The organism is Phycisphaerae bacterium (assembly GCA_019636475.1).
Lineage (GTDB): Bacteria > Planctomycetota > Phycisphaerae > UBA1845 > UTPLA1 > JADJRI01.
This window is the reverse complement of record JAHBXN010000006.1, coordinates 136,060-156,690: the sequence shown is the minus strand read 5'-3', so window position 1 is coordinate 156,690 and position 20,631 is coordinate 136,060. Positions and strand designations below refer to the sequence as shown.

15 protein-coding genes are annotated in these 20,631 nt (G+C 60.6%); 7 read left to right on the top strand and 8 right to left on the bottom strand.

Annotated features, from left to right (window positions below):
* Positions 1–26: 26 nt before the first annotated feature.
* Positions 27–1,355 carry a hypothetical protein gene (locus KF841_11340; GenBank protein MBX3395948.1) on the bottom strand — a complete coding sequence of 443 codons (1,329 nt, stop codon included), beginning with the start codon at positions 1,353–1,355 and terminating at the stop codon, positions 27–29.
* 767 nt (positions 1,356–2,122) lie between these two features.
* Between KF841_11340 and KF841_11335 the strand changes: the two genes are divergently transcribed.
* Complete coding sequence (locus KF841_11335) at positions 2,123–2,965, top strand: inositol phosphatase (protein ID MBX3395947.1); 843 nt, start codon at positions 2,123–2,125, stop codon at positions 2,963–2,965.
* Between the two features lie 7 nt (positions 2,966–2,972).
* Here KF841_11335 and KF841_11330 read toward each other — a convergent pair whose 3' ends face one another.
* From KF841_11330 to pheS, 3 genes are all read right to left on the bottom strand, one after another.
* Positions 2,973–3,776, bottom strand: a complete 804-nt coding sequence (locus KF841_11330) for an SRPBCC domain-containing protein (GenBank protein MBX3395946.1) — start codon at positions 3,774–3,776, stop codon at positions 2,973–2,975.
* Between the two features lie 65 nt (positions 3,777–3,841).
* The gene (locus KF841_11325; GenBank protein ID MBX3395945.1) at positions 3,842–6,118 is read right to left on the bottom strand and encodes an MFS transporter; all 2,277 of its coding nucleotides are present in this window, start codon (positions 6,116–6,118) and stop codon (positions 3,842–3,844) included.
* A 66-nt stretch (positions 6,119–6,184) separates the two neighbouring features.
* Complete coding sequence (pheS, locus tag KF841_11320; protein MBX3395944.1) at positions 6,185–7,273, bottom strand: phenylalanine--tRNA ligase subunit alpha; 1,089 nt, start codon at positions 7,271–7,273, stop codon at positions 6,185–6,187.
* A 147-nt stretch (positions 7,274–7,420) separates the two neighbouring features.
* Here pheS and KF841_11315 point away from each other — a divergent pair, with 147 nt between their 5' ends.
* Positions 7,421–9,985 carry a cation:proton antiporter gene (locus KF841_11315; protein ID MBX3395943.1) on the top strand — a complete coding sequence of 855 codons (2,565 nt, stop codon included), beginning with the start codon at positions 7,421–7,423 and terminating at the stop codon, positions 9,983–9,985.
* A 66-nt stretch (positions 9,986–10,051) separates the two neighbouring features.
* Here the strand turns inward: KF841_11315 and KF841_11310 are convergent, their stop codons facing one another.
* Complete coding sequence (locus KF841_11310) at positions 10,052–10,777, bottom strand: aquaporin (protein MBX3395942.1); 726 nt, start codon at positions 10,775–10,777, stop codon at positions 10,052–10,054.
* A 284-nt stretch (positions 10,778–11,061) separates the two neighbouring features.
* On the opposite strand from KF841_11310, the gene KF841_11305 reads away from it, so the two are divergent.
* The 4 genes from KF841_11305 to KF841_11290 all read left to right on the top strand — a co-directional run bounded on the left by KF841_11305 (position 11,062) and on the right by KF841_11290 (position 14,988).
* Positions 11,062–11,571: a transcriptional repressor gene (locus KF841_11305; GenBank protein ID MBX3395941.1), complete on the top strand. Its 510-nt coding sequence runs from the start codon at positions 11,062–11,064 to the stop codon at positions 11,569–11,571.
* The gene (locus KF841_11300) at positions 11,568–12,494 is read left to right on the top strand and encodes a carboxypeptidase regulatory-like domain-containing protein (protein MBX3395940.1); all 927 of its coding nucleotides are present in this window, start codon (positions 11,568–11,570) and stop codon (positions 12,492–12,494) included. The genes KF841_11305 and KF841_11300 overlap by 4 nt, the downstream gene beginning before the upstream one ends.
* A gap of 82 nt (positions 12,495–12,576) precedes the next feature.
* On the top strand, positions 12,577–13,704 hold the full coding sequence (locus KF841_11295; protein MBX3395939.1) for a c-type cytochrome: 1,128 nt from the start codon (positions 12,577–12,579) through the stop codon (positions 13,702–13,704).
* 252 nt (positions 13,705–13,956) lie between these two features.
* A complete protein-coding gene (locus KF841_11290) occupies positions 13,957–14,988 on the top strand; it encodes a PilT/PilU family type 4a pilus ATPase (protein MBX3395938.1) in 1,032 nt (343 codons plus the stop codon).
* Positions 14,989–15,047: 59 nt separating this feature from the next.
* Here the strand turns inward: KF841_11290 and KF841_11285 are convergent, their stop codons facing one another.
* A complete protein-coding gene (locus KF841_11285) occupies positions 15,048–17,834 on the bottom strand; it encodes a phosphoenolpyruvate carboxylase (protein MBX3395937.1) in 2,787 nt (928 codons plus the stop codon).
* Between the two features lie 36 nt (positions 17,835–17,870).
* Positions 17,871–18,128: a hypothetical protein gene (locus tag KF841_11280; protein MBX3395936.1), complete on the bottom strand. Its 258-nt coding sequence runs from the start codon at positions 18,126–18,128 to the stop codon at positions 17,871–17,873.
* Positions 18,129–18,142: 14 nt separating this feature from the next.
* Here KF841_11280 and KF841_11275 point away from each other — a divergent pair, with 14 nt between their 5' ends.
* Positions 18,143–19,828, top strand: a complete 1,686-nt coding sequence (locus tag KF841_11275; protein ID MBX3395935.1) for a right-handed parallel beta-helix repeat-containing protein — start codon at positions 18,143–18,145, stop codon at positions 19,826–19,828.
* Positions 19,829–19,851: 23 nt separating this feature from the next.
* Here KF841_11275 and KF841_11270 read toward each other — a convergent pair whose 3' ends face one another.
* Entirely contained in the window at positions 19,852–20,619 is a 768-nt protein-coding gene (locus KF841_11270) for a class I SAM-dependent methyltransferase (GenBank protein ID MBX3395934.1), read from the bottom strand.
* Between the last annotated feature and the right edge of the window lie 12 nt (positions 20,620–20,631).

The window sequence follows — 20,631 nt, the reverse complement described above, 5'->3', positions numbered from 1 at the left end:
ATGACGGATTGCCGCGATCTTCCGGTCTAATCCCCGGCTTTCGACGCCGCTCGGCCGGTCGATTCCGTGGATTGCTGCTCCGTCGTCAGGATCACGCCCAATCGCTGCTTCAACTCCTCGAAAATTCTCGCGATCTGCTCATTCAGTTTGGCTGTATCTGAATCCCCGCCGGAATCAACAAGGTTTCGCGCCCGGCGGCGGCAGTCCTTCAGCGCGGAGTCTGCGGCGTGAATCTGCCTCCATCCCAGCGGGTGACTGGATTTCTCAGTATGCCGGAGCTTCCATCGGCGCACATAGACTTCCCATGAATCCGGCTTCGCTTCGACGTCTTTCACGCCGAGCCGGCCCGATGAATCCTCCCACCAGGACGGATAATATCCCGGTCCCATCACCCGCTGCGCTTCCTGGTACCGTTCATACGCGCTCAGATCAAGCGACGACCGCTTTCTCTCAAACTCCTCCGGCGACATCGTTCGGCCAGAGCCGGCATAACGCCGTTCGCCTCCGGTCCCGGCTCCCGCGACTCGAACAACCGCCCCGAGCGGCACGCCCATGGATTCTGGCGTCAGACTTCGCGGATGGTTCTTGTCATTAATCTTCACATCGCTGTACTCAACCGTCCGCCGGATACCGCGACCGTAATTGGTAATGAATGACCGTTTCGGCCACCAATTCTCGCCCACCTTCTGATATTCATGCCGGGCGAGAATGCTGCGCCGAATCTCGGCCGATTTTTTGATGGTGGCGACTTCTACAATCGCCATGTCCGCCGACGGGTCAAGCAGCCACTCGTAGGCATATCCGCTTGAATCGTCCCTGCTGAGCCACCCGATGACCGCAAGCAGATTTCCGCGATGCTCAACTTCCCATTTCCTGACATCCAGCCGCATGAGACGATCAAGCTGTTCCGAAGGCGACAAGTTCTGGGCGCTCCATGGCGCGACCCCGATGAATCGTGGATCCTCGTGGATCGCGCTGATCCCGCCCTCCGCAAGCCCCACCCAGCCCGGCCCGTCGTACCGAGACCACGTCTCGAGCGGCTCCCTTCGAAACAGGTGATACTGGGGATGACATGCGCCGTACACTCCCAATGCGGGGCGGCGCTCCTCCAGATCACGGTGCAGCCGGATTCCGTCCGCATCTCCGCGATCAACAAGCATGAGATCCTCTCGGACCGCCAGCGCCTCAAAATGACGAATTTTCTCGGCTCCCCCATGCTCAACCTCGCTGATCACGAACGACATGCTGATCGAGCGGTAATCATTCCGCTGATGAAACGCCTGTCGCAATTCCGGCGGAACCGGCATCTCCGCGAACAGCCCCGTGAGGACCGCGATCACCGACAAATAACACATGGGTCACGCCTCCCATTCAAATTCACATACAAACCCCGTCGATTGACGTGCGAAGTAACAGGTGTGCAACAGACAGCGACGGCTATCGCCGAGCCGCGTTAGTAGGCATCAAGGCAACATTTGGATTCCTCCTCCAATACCCATCGCCCTGTCCAATATGCAATCTGACTGGGAACCCAGATGCAATCAATCACCACGCCGAACTCGTCACAAACTTCCTGACAACTGAAGAAGTGGCCGCAGACACGCTCCTGGTACGTGGACACACAGATGCCGCACTTAATCCGAATGCACGGCCCCTCCGGCCTCGCGTCCGCTGCGATTACCTCCACCTCATAAGAGCCTTCATAGGCGTCGGGCGTGGCAAGACAGGTAACTGGAAACACACCTTGGTCGAACGTGCATTCCGGATATGACCAACCCGAACAAGTCGCTTCCGAAAAGACTGGATTCCACTTACATTCGGCGCCGGGGCCGCACCCCGATGGTGGACAGGCTGTGATTCTGTGGACGAAATTATTCCCACAGACGACAGCCAGCACTAGGACGACCGCGACTCCATTTTTTTTTGTGATTGGCCACAGGAACTCTCCTTTTCCTTAAAGCAGGTATTTGATTCGCGCCCGATGGCGTCAGTGTAACGCCTGAATTCCCCGGGGACAAGAAAAACACTGAATCGGCCGAAAGTGCTGATCAGAGCGATCCACGCACTTGGCGAGACTTGTCGCACGCGCCACAATCTCCGCACAGAAGGATATTGCCACCCCATGCACACCCAGCCGCTCGGCCCATACCTCGACTTCGCCCTGGCTACGGCCCGTGACGCGGGCGCCCTGATTATGTCACACTTCAGGCGCTGCGACGCCGACTACAAACCTGACGGCTCGGAAGTCACGGTCGCCGACCGCGAAGCCGAACTGCTCATCCGCGCCGCCATCACAAAGCACCACCCAGACCATGACATACTCGGAGAAGAGTTCGGTCGAGAAGCCGCCGAGGCCGCGCCCCGATCCGATGGACGACCGCTCTGGATCATTGACCCCATCGACGGCACGACCTCCTTCACATGGGGCATTCATGCATTCGGAACGCTCATCGCGCTCGTCATCAATGACGAACCCGTCGTCGGCGTCATACATATGCCGGCGCTTGATGAATCCGTCTTCGCCGCAAAAGGCGACGGCTGCTGGTTTCGCGCCGGCCGCGCAGAGGCTGACCGCGTGCGGGTCGCCGCGTGCGACAGCCTAGGCGCCGCGCTCGTGTCCGCATCGGGCGTTCACGCCACTGACATCGGACCCGAGATCGACTCTCCTCGCTACGGTCTGAGCCGCGTTCTCCGTCGAGCGCGGAAACTTCGATTCTGCGGCGACTGCCTCCAGCACGCCCTCGTCTGCCGAGGTCGAATCCATGCGGCCATCGATACCATCATGCAACCGTGGGATATTGCGGCCCTGGTTCCGTGCATCGAAGAGGCGGGCGGCACGGCCACGAGCCTGGCCGGCGAACGCAAAAACATCGTTTACAGCGGAAGCCTTCTGACCAGCGCGAACAATACACTTCACCAGGAGCTTCTCGAAGCCCTCGCACCGGACCCGGCGAGCCCGGAATAGCCGCCGCCTAGCCGGCTTCGCCAAACAGCTCGGCAAACATCCGATCAAATCGCGACTGAAGTTCCAATACCCTCCGGGCCTCCACACCATAGGTCGATAGCCAGAGATTCACAATGCACCGGCCCTGCGAACGCAGATCCACGAGATGAACACGCAGCCATGAATCATTCAGATTCGTTACCGTGGCGGAGAAATCCATCGGCGGCGACCAGGTATGCACCACGCCCTCCAGCCGATCGCCCTGTGCCGTCGTTATGGCATATCGTCGGCCCTCGGCCGTTGGCTCGGGATGAGTCACCCGCAGCATCCCGGCCTCGCTCCAGAGCCGCGACCACATTCCGGCGGGCACCGCGTTCGAAGCCTCGGCCTGACAGACTACGCAACGCCTCGGCGTACCGTCGTGTCGTTCGAGATACAGCTTCAATGCCTGTAAATAGAACTCCCAGTCCCTCACCGCGCGCTCGAGATAAAAGTCGGCCGATTCCGGCGCCGAAAAGCCTGAGTGAGTGAGCCGAAGCCGTGTCTCGGCTTCGCTCTCCTCCAGGACGAATTCGAGCGCGGACGCGCCCGGCCCGGCCTGCGTGCACGCGAGCCGGCGATTCGGTTCCCACGCGGCAATCGGCATCTCGAATTCATGCACACCCGGAGACGACAGCCGAACGACCCCACCGCCGCCCGGCACCACTGCGGCACTCAAAGAGTACCACTGCATCAGTTCAGACGCCTCGGTGAGCGCCCGCCACACGCGATCGGCACGCGCAAGAATCGTGATCTCTTTCCGGATATCGCGAGAATCGGAGGATATAGACATGGAAATTCGGCTTTCCCGCGCGAACAGCTCCGCCTGGCCCGACGCGCGACCGATTCACGAACTCATCACGCCCACACGGGACGGCGACGGGTTGGCGGCTCTTTTTCGCCCGCCATCTCCAGTGCCGCGCGAAAGACATCGTCTTCGCTCGGCAGAACCAGGTTGGCCGCCGGGCCGAGCGGAATGTAGGTGTCTTCCCCGACAACTCGCTGAGTCGGCGGCGTTGGCTTCAATCGCTCCATCATTCCCATCGCAATCGCTTCCGACACCCCGCCGCTTCGTCGCCCCTCGTCCACGATCAAGACCCGGCCGCACTGTGCCGCATGCCGGGCAATTTCATCGTGATTGATCGGCGCAAGCCATCGCATATCAAGAACACGCACCGCGATATCGTGTTCTTCGCGCAGCCGTTTCGCGGCGCGCAGCGAGAACAGCACGCCATTGCCGAACGTCACGATCAGCAGATCACGCGCGTCCGGCTCGTACACCCGCACCTCGCCAAGCGGCACAGCATGCGCGGGGCCCGGATAGGTAAACTGCCATTGTCCGTCGCCGTCGGCGTACAGATCCTTCGTCATGTACAGCGCGATCGGTTCGAGGAATGCGACAATCCGCCCGTCAACCCGCGCCATCGCCGCGCAGGTCCGTAACATGCCGGCCGCATCGTCGCCGCGCGAAGGACACGCAATCACCAGCCCGGGAATATCCCGCAAGGCCGTGAAGCTGTTGTCGTTGTGGAAGTGGCCGCCGAAGCCCTTCTGATAGGCCAGCGACGCAATACGCACAACCATCGGATTGCGAAACTGATCGTTCGAAAAGAACTGAAGCGAACAGGCCTCACCGCGAATCTGATCGCACGCATTATGAAAATACGCCAGATACTGTATCTCCGGGAACGGCAGCAGGCCCATGTAGCCCATGCCCTGGGCAAGGCCCAGTATCGTCTGCTCATCCAGCAGCGTATTGAAGCAGCGCGCCGCCTTGAACGTCTTGTGCAAACCGGCCGTCACATAATAAACGCCGCCCTTTTGCGCCACGTCCTCGCCGAAGACGACCATCTCCGGATACTTCACCATCAAATCATGCAATGCCGCGTTGATATTCACCGCCAGATGGCGCGGACCCAGATGCTCCGGCAGCTTGGATTCATCCCCAAACACACCGGCCCGTTTCGCCGCGTCGATTGGGCGAACCGCCTCCGCATTGACGGCGTCTTCATGAAATGGCGCGAGTGGTGCAATAACCTCGTCCCTCGATGAGAGCCGCGGCCGAGTCACCACCACGTCCGCCGCAGCCGCCACGCGCTTCCGTAGAGACTCATACGCGTCCAGAATCTGATCGGCCGTCATGAGGCCCAATCGCATGACGATTCGCGCCGATTCCAGAAGCGGATCAAGGGCCTCGGTTGCCGCAATCTCTTCCAGCGTGTGATACGCCGGCTCAAAGTCCGTTCCCGCATGACCCAGCATTCGTATGGTCTTTAGATGCAGAAACACCGGCGCGCGATGCGTGCGGCAATGGTGGATCGCCGCCCGCGCCACCTCATACGACTCAATCAGATTCCGCCCGTCAGCACGGTAATAAACCAACGGCGGCCAGTTGCTGAAGTTATTCTCCACCCACGATGGCGGCGTGCGGACGCTGATCCCGATGCCGTTGTCCTCGCACACGAACAAGACCGGCACCGGCAGCTTTTGAAACGCGGCCCATCGCGCTGAATTGAACCCGCCCATCGCCGTGGAGTGATTCGTGCTCGCATCACCGAAACTGCACACCGAGATGCTGTCGGAGGGAACCGGTAGCTTGCCGCCCGCCTGCTTCGCTCGGCCGATCGCAATCGCCGTCCCCACCGCCTTCGGAATCTGGCTTGCAATCGTGCTCGTCTGCGGCAGAACCCAAAGCGGCCTGCTGCCCCAGACCTTGTGTCGGCCGTTCGCGATCGGGTCTTCCTTGCTTGCGGCCTGCGACAAGACCGTGTCATAAATCATGTCGATGCCCGGCTCATGCCGAGCCCGCTCCAGCATGAAAGCGCCGCTGCGATAATGCAGAAATGCCGGATCGGTCGGCCGCGTCAGCCGCCCGACGACCGCGTTTCCCTCGTGACCCGCGCCGCCGATGGTGTAGAAGGCTGCGTTCTTCGCGCGGAGCACCCGTGCAATCAGATCAAGATGCCGCGCCGCCATCTGCGATTCGAACAACTCAACCAGGTCGCGGCCCGCCATTGAAGAGCCGTCGCGCACGGGAGACTCCGGCGCGATCACCTCGGTGGGCGATTCGTCCCATCCCTTCAGCAGTGCGACGAACGCCTTATCCACGACTTCCGAACGATTAAATGTAGACATGAGCGACAGATTACCGGCGCGCGTCAAACCGAGTAAAGCCCCCAGCCGACCGCGGCCATCAACGCATCATTGGCCTGAGCCGACGGGCGTGCCCCCCAGCCGCGATGGATGCACAATGCCACGCAGATCGCCGCTGTTCAGAATTCGAATGTCCGCAACGCCATATTTCATCATCGCCAGCCGCGTTAACCCCAGGCCGAACGCAAAACCGGTGTATTCGTGCGGATCGATGCCCCCATGACGAATCACGTTGGGATGAACCATTCCGCACGGTAAAATTTCAACCCAGCCGCTGCGCTTGCACGTCGCACAGGGCTCCCCGCGCGCATTGACCGCCGTGCCGTCGCAAATCGCGCAACTCATATCCAGCTCAAATCCCGGCTCGACAAACGGGAAAAAGCCCGGCCGCAGCCGAACCTTCACGTCGCGATGAAAGACCTCCCGAAGCAGCAGCTTCATGAACGCGATCAGATGAGAGATCGAGATGTCCTTGTCGATCAGCAGCCCCTCAAGCTGAAAGAACGTGTTCTCATGGGATGCGTCGATCGCCTCATAACGAAAACAGCGGCCGGGAGCGATCACCCGAATCGGCGGACCGAACCGCTTCATCGCACGAACCTGGCACGGACTCGTGTGCGTCCGAAGCAGCCAGCCATTTGTCAACCAGAAAGTATCCTGCGAATCCCGCGCCGGATGAGTGTCCGGAATATTCAGGGCCTCGAAGTTGTAATACTCCGTCTCCATCTCCGGGCCGCCAACCACCGCGAATCCAAGGCCCGTAAACACACGCTCCACCTCGCGCTGGACGGCCGTCACCGGATGCAGCGAGCCTCGCTGGATCATCGGCGGAGGCAGGGTCGGATCGAATGCCGCCGCTTTCAGCCGCGCCGCGGACACTTCCGCATCGCGCAAGCGCGACTGCGCCGCGGCAAACGCGGACTCCACGGCATTCTTTGTCTGGTTGATCGCCTGGCCGGCAAGCCCTCGTTCCTCCGACGAGAAAGACTTGATCTGCTTCAATATGTCCGCCAGCGGGCCCTTCATCACGCGCGATTCCGCCGACCGAAGCGCATCAACCGTTCCTGCCTCCTGAATGGCGGCCTCCGCGCTGGCGGCAATTCTTGAAAGCACCTCTTGTAACTCATTCAGATTCATAGAAATCGACTCACGCCCCCTCCTAACTATGTAAGCCCGAATCCGCACCGTCGCAAGCCGCAACGGCAAATCTCCGCCCGGCAATCCTTCAGCACGACCCAACATTCTTTCGTCATCCCTGCTTTTGATGTATCTTCAGCCGACTCCATGAAGAACCGCGCAACCATTCTCTACATCTTCATGATCCTCGCCGGGGCAGCCGGTATCTGGGCCATCCTTGCGGCCGCCGACTCCATGCACGCCCCGCCGGATCTCTCCGGCACATGGACCCTCAGAGAGCCCGACACGAACAAGCCCCCCATCTCCCTGCGGATCGAACAATCCGGCCGATTCCTCCGGGTCTCGTGGAACCACGCTACATCCGAAAACTGTAAACTCGAACCCGTCTCCGCCGATGACGCCAACCAGAGCTTCCAACTCATCGGCCTGACCAGGCCCTACGCCGTCGTTCTCTCCGCCGACCGAACCCAACTCACCCTTCGGCCCATCGGCGGCGCAACAGACGTCGCTCCGACTGTCTCCGGCCGCCGAAGGGCCGACGCACCCACACAGGACACCACATCACCCGAAGCATCGCCGGCCGATGGCGGCGCTGTCGCCCCGACGCCGTCAAAGCACCACCTGATTCTCCGCCTGCTGTGCCAGATCGCCGTCATCCTCGCCGCCAGCCAGCTCATGGGGCGCATCTTTGAGCAGATTCGACAGCCCAAGGTCATCGGGGAAATGGTCGCCGGCATCATGCTCGGGCCCAGCCTGCTCGGCTGGCTATGGCCTTCCGCGTCCGAAATGCTCTTCATGCCGGGGACAACCCTGTACCTCGACATCCTCAGCCAGGTCGGCGTGATTTTCTTCCTCTTTCTCATCGGCCTCGAACTCGAACCCAGGTTGCTGCGAAATCGCGGACACACGGCGCTTGTGGTGAGCCAGTCCAGTGTCATCACCCCGTTCCTGCTCGGAGGGGCGCTGGCCGCCGCGCTGTATCCGCTCCTGTTCACCTACCGGCAGCAAATCGGGTTCGCTCCCGTCGCGCTGTTCATGGGCACCGCCATGAGCATCACCGCTTTCCCCGTGCTGGCCCGAATTCTCACGGAACGAAACCTGCACAAGACATCCGTCGGCGCCGTCTCACTGACTTGCGCCGCGGTCAACGACGTGTCAGCATGGTGCATTCTCCCATTCATCATCGCCTTCACCCGGTCCAGCGGATTCGGTTCAGCGGCACTCACTGCGGGATGGTCGGCGCTTTATCTCGTCGGAATGATTGCCTGCATCCGCCCGCTGCTCGTGCGATTCGAGAAGCATTTTGATCGCCGGGGGTCCATCAGCCGCGTGCTCGTGGGAATGATTTTTCTGCTCGTGCTTCTCAGCGCCGCCGCAACCGAGGCCATCGGCATTCACGCGCTCTTCGGCGCCTTCCTCATGGGCGCAATCATGCCGAAGAGCTCCAAATTCGTCCGCGAGCTGAATGACAAAATCGAGGACTTCGTCATCGTACTCCTCTTGCCCATCTTCTTCGCCTACACCGGACTGCACACCCAGATCGGGCTGCTCAACACCGTCGAGCTCTGGCTTTTCACCCTGCTCATCGTCGCCGTGGCATGCGCCGGCAAGTTCGGCGGTTCAGCCGTCGCCGCCCGGCTGTGCGGCATGAACTGGCGCGAGGCGTCTGCCGTGGGCATCCTGATGAACACGCGCGGACTGATGGAACTCGTAATCCTCAATATCGGTCGCGAGCTTGGCGTGATCACGGACGCCGTCTTTGCAATGATGGTCATCATGGCCGTCGCCACGACATTCCTCACCACACCCATTCTCAACTGGGTCTACCCCGATCGCCTTCTCCGCGCGACACGGAAGCGGGAACTCGCCGCAGATGCGTATGGCATCCTCATGCCTGTCTCGCTCCCCCGAAGCGCCAAGCCGTTGCTCCGCCTCGCTGAAGTCATCGCCGGGCCCGATGAAAACAAGCGGAACATCATCGCTCTGCACTTGCGACGCGCGGAGGAACACGAGGCCTATCGAGCAGCCATCAACGACGAAAGCGCCGAGGACCGCTCCGTCATCGACCTGATCATTGAGCAGTCCAAGTCGCTTCACATACCGATTGAGCCGCTCGCTTTTGTCTCACTTGATCCGGCCGCCGACATCGCTCGAGTCGCATTCGAGAATCAGGTCAGACTGGTTCTGATGGGTTTTCACAATCCGGTCATCGGCCGAAACTTTCTCGGGGGCACCGTCCACCGCGTGCTCCAGGAGGCAAGGACCAACGTCGGCATCTTCATTGATCGCGGCCTGCACGGGAAACCCCGAAACATCCTCGTCCCCTACCTCGGCAGCCCGCACGACAAGCTCGCGCTGGAGTTGACCGCGAGGATCGGTCGCAACGCCGGAGCGGCCGTGACGATGCTGCATATCGTCAAGCCGGGACGAGCAACCGGCACGACAACCGATGATAAACTAAATGCGAAAGGCGCTTCCGAGCAGGTGTTCGCCGACCCGACCCAGCCTGTACCGGTCACTTTCAAGGTCGTCGAAAGCGATGACCCCATCGCCGCCGTGCTGGAATACGCGAAGCCCTTCGACCTCGTTGCAATCGGCGTCGCCGAAGAATGGGGACTGACGTCTCAGTTGTTCGGATGGCGCGCGGAGCGAATCGCTCGCGACTGCCCGAGTTCGCTGCTCATCACGCGCCGGGCCGCCCCCTTTGCCTGATCATATTAAACCGCCCGGGCGACCCGCAGGCCCGATTCTCCTCGGCGCCGATCCGGAAAAGCGTATTCAAGAGCCCTTCTTCTCGAGAATCAGGTTGTGATAGATCATTCCGGCGATCGCTCCGCCGGCCAGCGGGCCGACCCAATAAACCCATTGCTGCGCCCAGAAGTCCGCGTGATTCTGCGAAAGCGCTGCGACGATGCCCGTCCCGAAACATCGCGCCGGATTCAATGCCGCACCCGTCAGCGGACCACCGAGGAAGATGCACGCGCCAACCGTCAAACCAATGCCCCAGCCGCCGATCTTCGGCGCACGCGGATCGACCGCCGTCCCGAAGACCGCGTAAATCAGCAGGAAAGTCATCGCAATCTCAACAAGTGCCGCCGTCGGCGCGCTGATCAGACCTGCATCGAACTTCGGCGTGCCGATCGAGCATGCCTCGAGAACCTGCGCCCCGCCGGGCGTCTGCATGCCCTTGAAGATGAAGAGAATCAACACTCCCGCGGCCACGCCACCCACACACTGGGCAATCACGTATTGAATCGCGTCGGTGAGATTGATCCGCCGCGTCACGAGCATCGCAAAAGTGACAGCCGGATTCAGGTGTCCCCCGGACACATTCATCGCCGCAGACACACCGATGGAGAGAATCAATCCATGAGCCGCCGCCACACCGACCAGGCCCGCGTACCCCGCGTCCTGCATCGTCGCGATACAGATCGCGCCCGCTCCGACGAAACACAGCGCAAACGTGCCGATCAATTCTGCCAAGAATTTTGAAATGTTCGCCATAAGATATTGACTCCTGTCTAGATAGGACGCGGATGCGGAAACACTCGGCGGGGCTCGCCGCTCAACACTCCGATTGAGCGCGTACATGCCCGAACACTGAAACAAATCGGCCGAGCTCGCGAGAATCAAAAACGCCCGAGGTTCTCGCGCTTCGCGACCAAGAACGAACGGAAGTCTAGAAATAGCCTAACTTTCCGTCAATCAACAGATTCTGGGCAGCAGCCGCCAAATCGCCATCCGACTGGATGGACAAATGAACCAGATAATATAAAATACCATCCAATATGTCATCGCATTCGAATAGAATTACCGATCGCATTCGCCTTTTTGAGGCGCGCTGCCGCGAGCGAGGACTGGCGCTGACGGTTCAGCGGCGCGTGGTGCTCGAGGCCGTCCTTTCCCGCGACGATCACCCCACCGCCGATCAGATTTTTGAGGATGTCAGGCTCCGAATCCCCGACGTGTCGCGCACCACCGTCTATCGCGTGCTCGACGCGCTGGTGCAACTCGGCGTCATCGGAAAACCCAGCCACTTCGGCGCCGCGACCCGGTACGAACCCAACATTCACCGCCACCACCACCTGGTTTGCGTCAACTGCGGCCAGGTCATGGACATCGAAGACGATGGCTCGCCCATCGATCCGTCGCCGTTCCTCGGCGAACAGGCAAAGTGTTTTGATATCGTTGACTACTCCATCCACTTTCACGGCGTCTGTGCGACTTGCCGGGCCGGGAAGCAACCGCCCGAAAACGAAGCGCAGCCGCCATCCGCAGAAGGAGAACCCGCACCATGACATTCCAAACCATCGGCCGGACCTGCCGGGTGTGCGCCGCGATCACGGCCCTCGCCGCCGTCAGCATCGCAGCCTTCGCCGAGGACCAGCAATCAACCGAAACGCAGCCAAGGGCCGCATGCTGCAAGGCAACCGACACCCCGTCGACCAACGCGGTCCCAGCGCAACTGGCACGCTCCGCCACGATGGAGTATGTCGCGCTGAATGAACCGCCCGGACAGCAATCGAGCCGGCGACGCGAACGCGCCATGCCGAATTACAAAGTCGTCCCCGTCGAACGCGGCGGCACGATCGAAGGCGTGGTCAAATTCGAGGGCAAAGAACCCGACGCCAAGGTGCTCAATATCGTCAAAGACCACGAAACCTGCGACAAGGGCGAAAAGTCACGATCCGCGATCAAAGTGGACGGCAAAGGACGGGTCGCGGAAGCCGTTGTGTACCTGTTTGACATCACCCAGGGACGGGATTTCCCAAAGCGAGAGAGCCCGCCGGTGATCGATCAAACTAACTGCACATTTCAGCCGCACGTCATGGCGGTCAAGGCGGGCGAGCCCGTCGAAGTCCTGAATAGTGACCCGGTTGCCCACAATATCAACGCATCTCAGCGCATCTACACACTATTCAACGTCCTCCAGCCGCAGAAGGACATGCGGGCGTCGCAGAAATTTGACCGGCCGGGCCTCGTCCATATCCGATGCAACGTCCATGATTGGATGGAAGCCTGGGTCTGGGTTTTTCGACATCCATACTATTGCGTCACGGCCCAGGACGGCGCCTTCAAACTCGAAGGCGTGCCGGCCGGCAAATACCAGCTCGCCGTCTGGCAGGAAACGTTTGGTGAAAAATTCGTTGAGGTCGAGGTCAAGGACGGCGAAACAGCGCGGCTCGATCTTAAAGTGGAAGCACCCAAAGAGCGCCAGTAGCCTCGCCACCAACCAATAACGCCTCGCATATTCCCTGAAAAGAATCGTCCTCGATTTCTGAAACAAGACAGGAGACCCCAAGATGTCAGGATCAGCTTTCTGCAAAGCCGCAGCGCTCGCGATCGCATTCGCCGCGACAACTCTCACCCGCGCCGACAGTGCGATCGCCGAGGGACCCGCCACCCCGAAACTCGAGCCGCTGCCGCCCGTCGCCATCCCCAAAGACAACCCCATGACACCCGAGAAGATCGAACTCGGACGCATGCTCTACTTCGATCCGCGTCTCGCCGGCGACAGCAGCATTGCATGCGCCAAATGCCACGACCCCGAAAAGGGATTCTCAAACGGCCTGCAGATGTCCGACGCCTATCCCGGCACCAAGCACTGGCGACACGTCCCAACCGTTCTCAACGCCGCATATCTACAGCAGCTTTTCTGGGACGGCCGCGCAAACACACTCGAAGCCCAGGCCATCGGCCCCATCGCCGCGCCGATTGAAATGAATCAGAACTACACACACCTCGTTGAGAAGCTGGACAACATCCCCGAGTACCGCGAGCGATTCCAGAGGGTGTTCAAGGATGATGTCACGATGGATAACCTTGCCAAGGCGATTGCGGCCTTCGAGCGCACAATCGTGTCGAAGCCCGGCCCCGTCGACAAATTCCTCATGGGAGACAAATCCGCGCTGAACGATTCCCAGAAACGCGGAATGGAAATCTTCACCGGCAAGGCGAACTGCATCGCATGCCACAACGGCCCGCTCCTCACGGATCACGGCTTTCACACGACGGGCGTTCCCGAAATTCCCGAGCTTACGAAAGACGCCGACCGCGTCGCGACGCGGCACTTCTTCGCCACCGACCAGAAATACCCCAGCCCGCGAAAGGTCGACAGCGACTACGGACGCGAATTCATTACCAAGAGCCAATCCGACCGTGGCAAATTCAAGACGCCTTCGCTTCGCGAACTGAAGTGGACCGCGCCCTACATGCACAATGGTGCATTCGAAACCCTGGAAGATGTCATTGAGTTCTACATGAAGGGCGCCGGCGACCACGCCAACAAGGATACGCTCCTCAAGCCGTTCACACTGAACGAGCAGGAAATGGACGACTTGATCGCATTCCTCGAGGCGCTTTCATCCGAGTCACCCATCAAGGTCGAAAAGCCCCGAGACCTTCCTCGAAAATCAGACGGCACACTCTGAGAATGCCGGGCCCACGCCAATTGAGGCCCGCGGACCGACCCGAACCCAAACACAAAAGCCCGTGGCACCCCCTGCCGCGGGCTTTTGCCTTTTTGACACGCATCACCGGAGACAACTTCGCCCACATTCGCCCAAACAGGAAATTCCGGCGAAGAATCTTCGCATTAGCGACATTGAATCGCGTATAATCGCGATTACTCGCCAAAGACCACGAATTCGCCAACCACGCCGAAGACAAGGGGCCGACCACGCGTGAAGGAAATTCAGGAAATTCTCACCGCCGCGCGACAGCGGCGGGTAACCGACATTCACATCATCGCAAATGCGCCGATTCTGTTCCGAATCGAAGGCGACCTTCAACCCGCAACCAAAGAACCGCTGACGGCCAAAATCTCAAAAGACCTCTGCTACGCCCTGCTCTCACCCGAACAGATCGCTGAGTTCGAAAGCGAACGCGATATCGACTTCATGATGGCTGACTCCGACCGGAACCGCCATCGGGTCAACATCAGCTACAACGACGGCCGTGTCGGCGCAGTCATACGACTGCTTCCCAGCGACCCCGTGCCTCTTGATTCCCTCCACCTGCCGGAAATCGCCACGCGCGTCACCCGGGCTCGAAAAGGGCTCATTCTCATCACCGGCAGCACCAGCCAGGGCAAAACCACCACACTCAACGCCATGATCGATCACATCAATCGGAACGCGCGAAAACACATCGTCACCATCGAAGACCCGATTGAATACGTTCACACCAACAAAAACTCTATCGTTAGGCAACGCGAAATCGGAAAAGACACCCGCTCCTTTGTCCGCGCCCTGCGCGCCGCGCTGCGGCAGGACCCCAATGTCATCGCCATCGGCGAAATGCGAGACTACGACACGATCAAAATCGCCCTCACCGCCGCGGAAACCGGCGTCCTTGTTCTCTCCACGCTGCACGTTATATCAATCGACAAGATCATCGAACGACTGCTCTCCTACGCCCCCGACGGCGGAGATGGCCACATCCGCACGCTGCTCGCCGAAGCACTGCTCTGCATCGTCCACCAGGAACTTCTACCCACCATCGACGGCGGCAAACGCATCGCGGCCGAAACTCTCGTCGCGACCGACGCCGTCCGAAACGTCCTGAGAAATCGCAAGACCTTCCATTTGCGAAATGCAATCATGACAGGCCAGCGCTACGGCATGCAACCCATGAAGTCATCCCTTGACCAGCTCCTCGCGGAAGGCGTAATCAGTGACGCGGTCCATGACAATGTCTTGGAGAGCTATCGATAACCGGCAGAATCCGGCCGCTGCCGTGACCTGCGCCCTGATCCACTTCTCGCCGCGAGAACCTATCCCGTGCTCTGCATCGCGGCTGCCAGGCCGTTGATACTCAAAAAAATTGTCGGCTTCAGGCGCGCCCGCCGCGCGTCATCGGCCTGCCGAAATCGCTCGATCAGTTCAAGCTGCAGAATGTTGATCACGTCCGTGAAAGGATTCCGCGCATCGATTGCGGACTGAATGACGCGATTATTATCCAGCAGACGCGACTGCCCCGTGATTTCGAGAATAATGCGACTTGTCCTCGAAAACTCCGCCGCAATTTGCACATGCCGCGTCGAGCCGCCGTCACCATACAGCGCGGCAATCGGCAGCCGGGCCCGAGCCATCTCCTGCTGCGCATTGTCGATCAACGTCTTGAAGAAGCTCCAGTTTCGATACAGATCACGCATCCGGCCGATTGCCTCGCAATCGTCGCGACAGATCGACTCAATCGCCGACCCGAGCCCATACCAGCCCGGCACGACATAGCGCGTCTGCGTCCACGCAAAAACCCACGGAATCGCCCGCACATGATCCAGGTCCACATCCCCCCCGCCCCGGGCCACGGGCCGGGATGCGATCGGCAGATCGCTGATGAACTCGATCGGCGTTCCGCCCGCATACCAGGGCCAGAACGCCGGATCGCGGACCAGCCCGCGATAGGCCTGCATCGACGCCTCCGCAATCTGATCCATCAGGCAGTCGGCCTGTTCCATGTAATCACAACCATCCGAGTCGGGAACTCGGCCCGCATCCGCCGTCGCCACAATCATGGCATTGACGATCTGCTCAAGATGCCGACGCGCGATCGCCGACATCGCGTAACGAAACGTAATGACCTCGCCCTGCTCCGTGAAACGAATCCGCCCGTTGCGAGATTGCTTCGGCGTAGCCAGTATCGCCCGATTCGCCCGACCACCCCCGCGACCGATCGTTCCACCACGGCCGTGAAACAAACGCAACTCCACCCCATGCTTCGCAGCCACGTCTGCAAGGCGGGCCTGAGCACGCTGAAGTCCCCAGTTCGACATCCAGTAACCGCCATCCTTGTTGCTGTCCGAGTAGCCCAGCATGACCTCCTGAAACTGTCGGCGGCCGCGCAGGTGCCGTCGATACGTTTCGTCGGCAAACAGCGCGCTCATCAGATCCGGTCCGCGCGTCAGATCCTCCACTGTCTCCAGAAGCGGTACCAGGTCCAGCTGACATGTCACATGCTCGCCATCATCTCGCCACAGCCCGACCTCCTTGAGCAGAACGATCACGGCCAGCACATCGCTCACTTCATGGGTCATGCTCACGATGTAACCGCCAACCGCATCGGGCGTCGTGTCAACCACTTCGCGTATCACATGAAGGGTGTCCAGCATATCCCGCGCCGTCGGGGACAAGAGCGCGCCGACCGGAAGCAGCGGGCGCGGATTTCGCAGTTCCGCTCGCAGCGCCTCCAGCTTCTTTGACTCCGGAAGCCCCGCATAATCGTCGCAAACGCGGGCAAGGCGCAACAATTCACCCACCGTCTCGGCATGAACGCGCGAGTGCTGCCGAATATCCAGCGCTGCCATGTGAAGACCGAACGACTTCGCGCGATAAATCAGATCAAATAGGCGCCCCTCGCTTGCAACGAGCGCCATTCCGCAGCCCTCAAGGGCGAGCGATAGCTCCTCCAAATCCGATACCAGTTCGCCCGCGCGATAGGCCCCCGGCTCAACGCGTGAATGGCCCAGCTTCGCAATCATCTGTGTGATGCGAAGCCGGAACGGCTCATTCGCCATCACGCGCTCATCACGCGGAGCAACCGGATACAGCGCCCGGTCGCGCTCGATCGCCGCGTCCAGCGCCGCGGGAACCTGAACGCGCAGCCGCGATGCAGAAAGCTCGCGGCGAAGCGCTGTCAGCTCCTCGTCATACAGGTCCAGCACCGCATTCCGAAGTTCCGCGAATGATTCCCTCGTCACGGCAGCCGTGACCCGGGGATTTCCGTCCCGATCGCCGCCGATCCACGTCCGATATCGAATAATGCTCGGCAGCACGGGCGTCACTCCGTATTGCTCGAAAATCGCCCTCCGCAAATCGCGATATAGCTGGGGGATCGCCTGCCACACAGGCCCCTTCAAAAAGTACAGACCGTGCCGAACTTCCTCGATCACGCGCGGCCGCTCGACGCGCAGCTCGTCCGTCGCGAACATCAACTGAATGTCCCGAACGAGCCGGCTCCCGATCGCCTCGCGCTCGGCCACCGACAGCTCAGGATCATGCGAATCCGACAACGCTTCCGCGATTCCCTGCTGCTGTCGGAGCACGGTCTGACGACGCGCTTCCGTTGGATGCGCCGTGAAGGTCGGCTGAATGTCGATTCGGCGAAGCACACTGAGCACCTCATCGACCGAAAGCCGCTGCTGTTTCAACGCATGAATTGCCTCGGCTATCGACTCGGCGCGCGGCATTTCCGGCGTCGCCCGACGCTCTCGATCGCGGTTGATTCGCGCGATCGCGACCTGCTCGGCCTTGTTCACAAGATGAAATCGAATCGTGAGCGTCTTGAGTAGCTCATGAATCTCGTCGTCCGCCAGCTGCCGCGCTTCCGACCGAGGCGTCGCAAACGGTTCCGCCGTCGAAAAATCCGCTCTGCGGCACAGGGCGACCATCCGATCGAGGCGCCGGGCGGCAGCCTCGCCGCAATGCGCCTCGAACACCCGGACCACCGCACCGGAAAGCAGCTCAATATCCCGTGACAGGCTCACGCCGCCCTCGCATTCAACTTCCCGGAGGCCGTTGCCTTCATGCCAAAATGAAGGCGGCTCGACACCCGCGCACAGTGACTCCGGCGGACTGGCGATCCCATACGGCAATCGTCAGTCCCACAGATCGTCCCAGAAGTCTTCAAAATCATCCTCGTCAAGATCGCCGTCGAACAGGTCATCCAGAAAATCCTCGAGATCGTTGTCGTCGTCCTGGTTGAACCCGAGCTCATCAAGAATATCCAGAAGATTCTCGACGCATTCTTCGGTATCATCGTCGTCGTCGCAGACCAGACCGCACCCGGACGAAAACGGTAATCCAAATGTCAAACCGCCGACCATCAACGCATTAAGCCAGCTTCTCTTCTTCATGACGGACCTTTCAAATGCAATACTCGCGAAGGCGCAAATCACTCTTTCGGAATCGGGCGCAGCTCGCGCTTCTTCCCCTCGCGATGTTCATTCTATCTAACCCGCTCGTGACCGCGACGCAACCGAACTCGCCGGAGAAACCCGCTACAAACGACCGCGACGGCTCCGCACGCCGCATTCGAGGATTGATCCACCAGGACCAGACCTGGTCGGGACGAATCCTCATTATCGGCGACACCCAGATAATAGGCGCGGTCGTCGATATCGAGCCCGGCACGGAAATTCTGTTCGCCGGAGCCGAGCCCGGCCACAATCCGGTTCTCACCGTCGGATCCGCCGAAGAGAAGCACGGCTCCATCCGCCTCGCCCCCGATGAGGCGCGACCCGTCTACTTCGGCGTCGCGGAACACGCGCAGCCCGGCGCCATCATCGTCTATCTCCCGCCACCGCCCCCCAACGATTCGGCCGCTGGCTCGAGATTCCGCTGGCGCGGCGTCCGCTTCACCGGTGTCGGCTTCGAAAGAGCCGACCGGAAAGGTGCCACGAAAACGGCATCTCAACGCGTGCCGGCGATCACGGTGAACTGCGCCGAAAACGGCACGACCGTCGAGCTTGACGACTGCCGATTCACGGATGGAAGCGGTGTGCTCATTCGCGCCGGCGCGGATTCGCGGATCAAGATCACCGATTGCGAACTGGCCGCCGTCGATGCAACATCGCTCACGATCAGCCGAACCGCGCGACCGGATTTCGCCGGCAAAATCGACATTCGAGACAACAACCTGAACTCGGGCATCATGCTTGATGGCGTCAATGGTGAAATCGTCGGCAACACAATCGCGGGCGATTCCGCCTCATTGCTCATCACCAGCCGAATCGGGACGGGCTCTCGAATCGAAGACAATCTACTCAACCGCCGCTGCGCCGCCACGCCCGGAACCTACGCACTGAGCGTGAATTCCCCCGCAAGCACCATCACAAACAACATCATCATCGGCGCGGAAACGTGCGTCCTCGCCGGACCGCGAACCATGATGGGCAACATCATCATGGCCCAACCCCCTGCCGCACATTCATTCGATCAGCCGCGATCGCGAAAGCTCGTCGCCTCGCTTCCGCAAGGTGCGCGATTCGAAAAAAACTACCTCATCGGCCCCACCGGCGCCATGCTCGCACCGTGGCCGATGCGTAGCCCCGGCGCCGATTCCGAGCCTGAACGCCGCCGGACGACAATTAAGAACAACGTCTTCGACGGTGCCGGCAATACGGCATGGGCCGTGGAACTCGATGCCGCAGGACGCCCCGTCCCGATCGCGATCGAGAACAACCTGTTCATGCGGCTCGAAAACATTGTCATTAACAAGTCGGGCGGCCCGATCGACGATTTCACCGCCGGCTTCAACGCTTTCTATCCGCCGCCGCGGCGCAAATACGATCGCTTCGATCCGGCCGAAACCGAACCGGGCAACGGCGATCACGCCTTCAAGTCAATAATGGATCTGGGGCTCGCGAACCGGACTGAGTCGGACGATCGGGAATTCAGGGCGAACGAACTCGCTCGGCAGGCAAAACTGCTGCAGGACAACGATCGGGCCGGATTCAGAAGACACATCGTCGAACGCTACCGCCCCGGAAAAAACAGTCCGCTCATGGGCGCCGGCCGTCCCGGAAGCGGCAGCGCGAACATCGGGCCCGGATGAGACGGACCGACTCCCGCCGCCAATCACGCCCCGCTCGGTTCCTTGCGCACCACCCCCAGCATCCACCCGCGAAGAAATGCAAGCCGCTCGTACGAACACACAGCCTTGTCGTAGAGCGTCGCAAGCCGATACAGCGCCGGACTGAACATCAACGATGTCGGGCAATGATGCAGATACCGGATCAATTCGACGCGCAGTCCCGAAGCCCGGGCCAGCCGCCGCACCGCGCCGCCCGTGTTGGCGCGATACCGCGTCGGAAACGTATCCGCCTCGCACCGGCCCTCCGCGAATCGCACGATCTTTGGGTGCAACATATTGGGCACCATCGATGCAATCACTGACACATAGTCGAAGCGACTCGGCGTAAGAAACACAAACGCGCCGCCCGGCCGCAGAACCCGCGCGATCTCCCGAAAGACCGGCTCAGGCGATTCAAGGTGCTCCAGCACCGACCGCGCAACCACAAGATCAAACCGCCTGTCCGCAAACGGTAGCGCATCACCATGCGCTCGATAAACCCGCGCGCCCGCAACCATGACCGCGCCGGCCTCCGCCGCAGGATCGATCCCGTGCACGTCGGATGTCCGCTCGCAAAGCGCCGACGCAAACTCAAACGACCGGCCGCATCCGATATCCAGCACCGCGCCGCCCGCGGCAAGCCGGTCCATCACCTCCCGCGCATAAATCCGGTACGCGTGAACCCAGCCCCGAGAGTCGTAGTGCCGACGCTGCAGCGCAAAACAGACTGCCCGGCGGCGGCGCATTCCTTTTCGAGCGATTTCCCGTAGCATTCACGTCAAATC

Coding starts and splice junctions, on each gene's coding strand:
- KF841_11330 (MBX3395946.1), bottom strand. CDS start 3,776: ATGTCTATATCCTCCGATTCTCGCGATATCCGGAAAGAGATCACGATT.
- KF841_11340 (MBX3395948.1), bottom strand. CDS start 1,355: ATGTGTTATTTGTCGGTGATCGCGGTCCTCACGGGGCTGTTCGCGGAG.
- KF841_11315 (MBX3395943.1), top strand. CDS start 7,421: ATGAAGAACCGCGCAACCATTCTCTACATCTTCATGATCCTCGCCGGG.
- KF841_11280 (MBX3395936.1), bottom strand. CDS start 18,128: ATGAAGAAGAGAAGCTGGCTTAATGCGTTGATGGTCGGCGGTTTGACA.
- pheS (MBX3395944.1), bottom strand. CDS start 7,273: ATGAATCTGAATGAGTTACAAGAGGTGCTTTCAAGAATTGCCGCCAGC.
- KF841_11335 (MBX3395947.1), top strand. CDS start 2,123: ATGCACACCCAGCCGCTCGGCCCATACCTCGACTTCGCCCTGGCTACG.
- KF841_11270 (MBX3395934.1), bottom strand. CDS start 20,619: ATGCTACGGGAAATCGCTCGAAAAGGAATGCGCCGCCGCCGGGCAGTC.
- KF841_11300 (MBX3395940.1), top strand. CDS start 11,568: ATGACATTCCAAACCATCGGCCGGACCTGCCGGGTGTGCGCCGCGATC.
- KF841_11305 (MBX3395941.1), top strand. CDS start 11,062: ATGTCATCGCATTCGAATAGAATTACCGATCGCATTCGCCTTTTTGAG.
- KF841_11325 (MBX3395945.1), bottom strand. CDS start 6,118: ATGTCTACATTTAATCGTTCGGAAGTCGTGGATAAGGCGTTCGTCGCA.
- KF841_11310 (MBX3395942.1), bottom strand. CDS start 10,777: ATGGCGAACATTTCAAAATTCTTGGCAGAATTGATCGGCACGTTTGCG.
- KF841_11295 (MBX3395939.1), top strand. CDS start 12,577: ATGTCAGGATCAGCTTTCTGCAAAGCCGCAGCGCTCGCGATCGCATTC.
- KF841_11275 (MBX3395935.1), top strand. CDS start 18,143: ATGCAATACTCGCGAAGGCGCAAATCACTCTTTCGGAATCGGGCGCAG.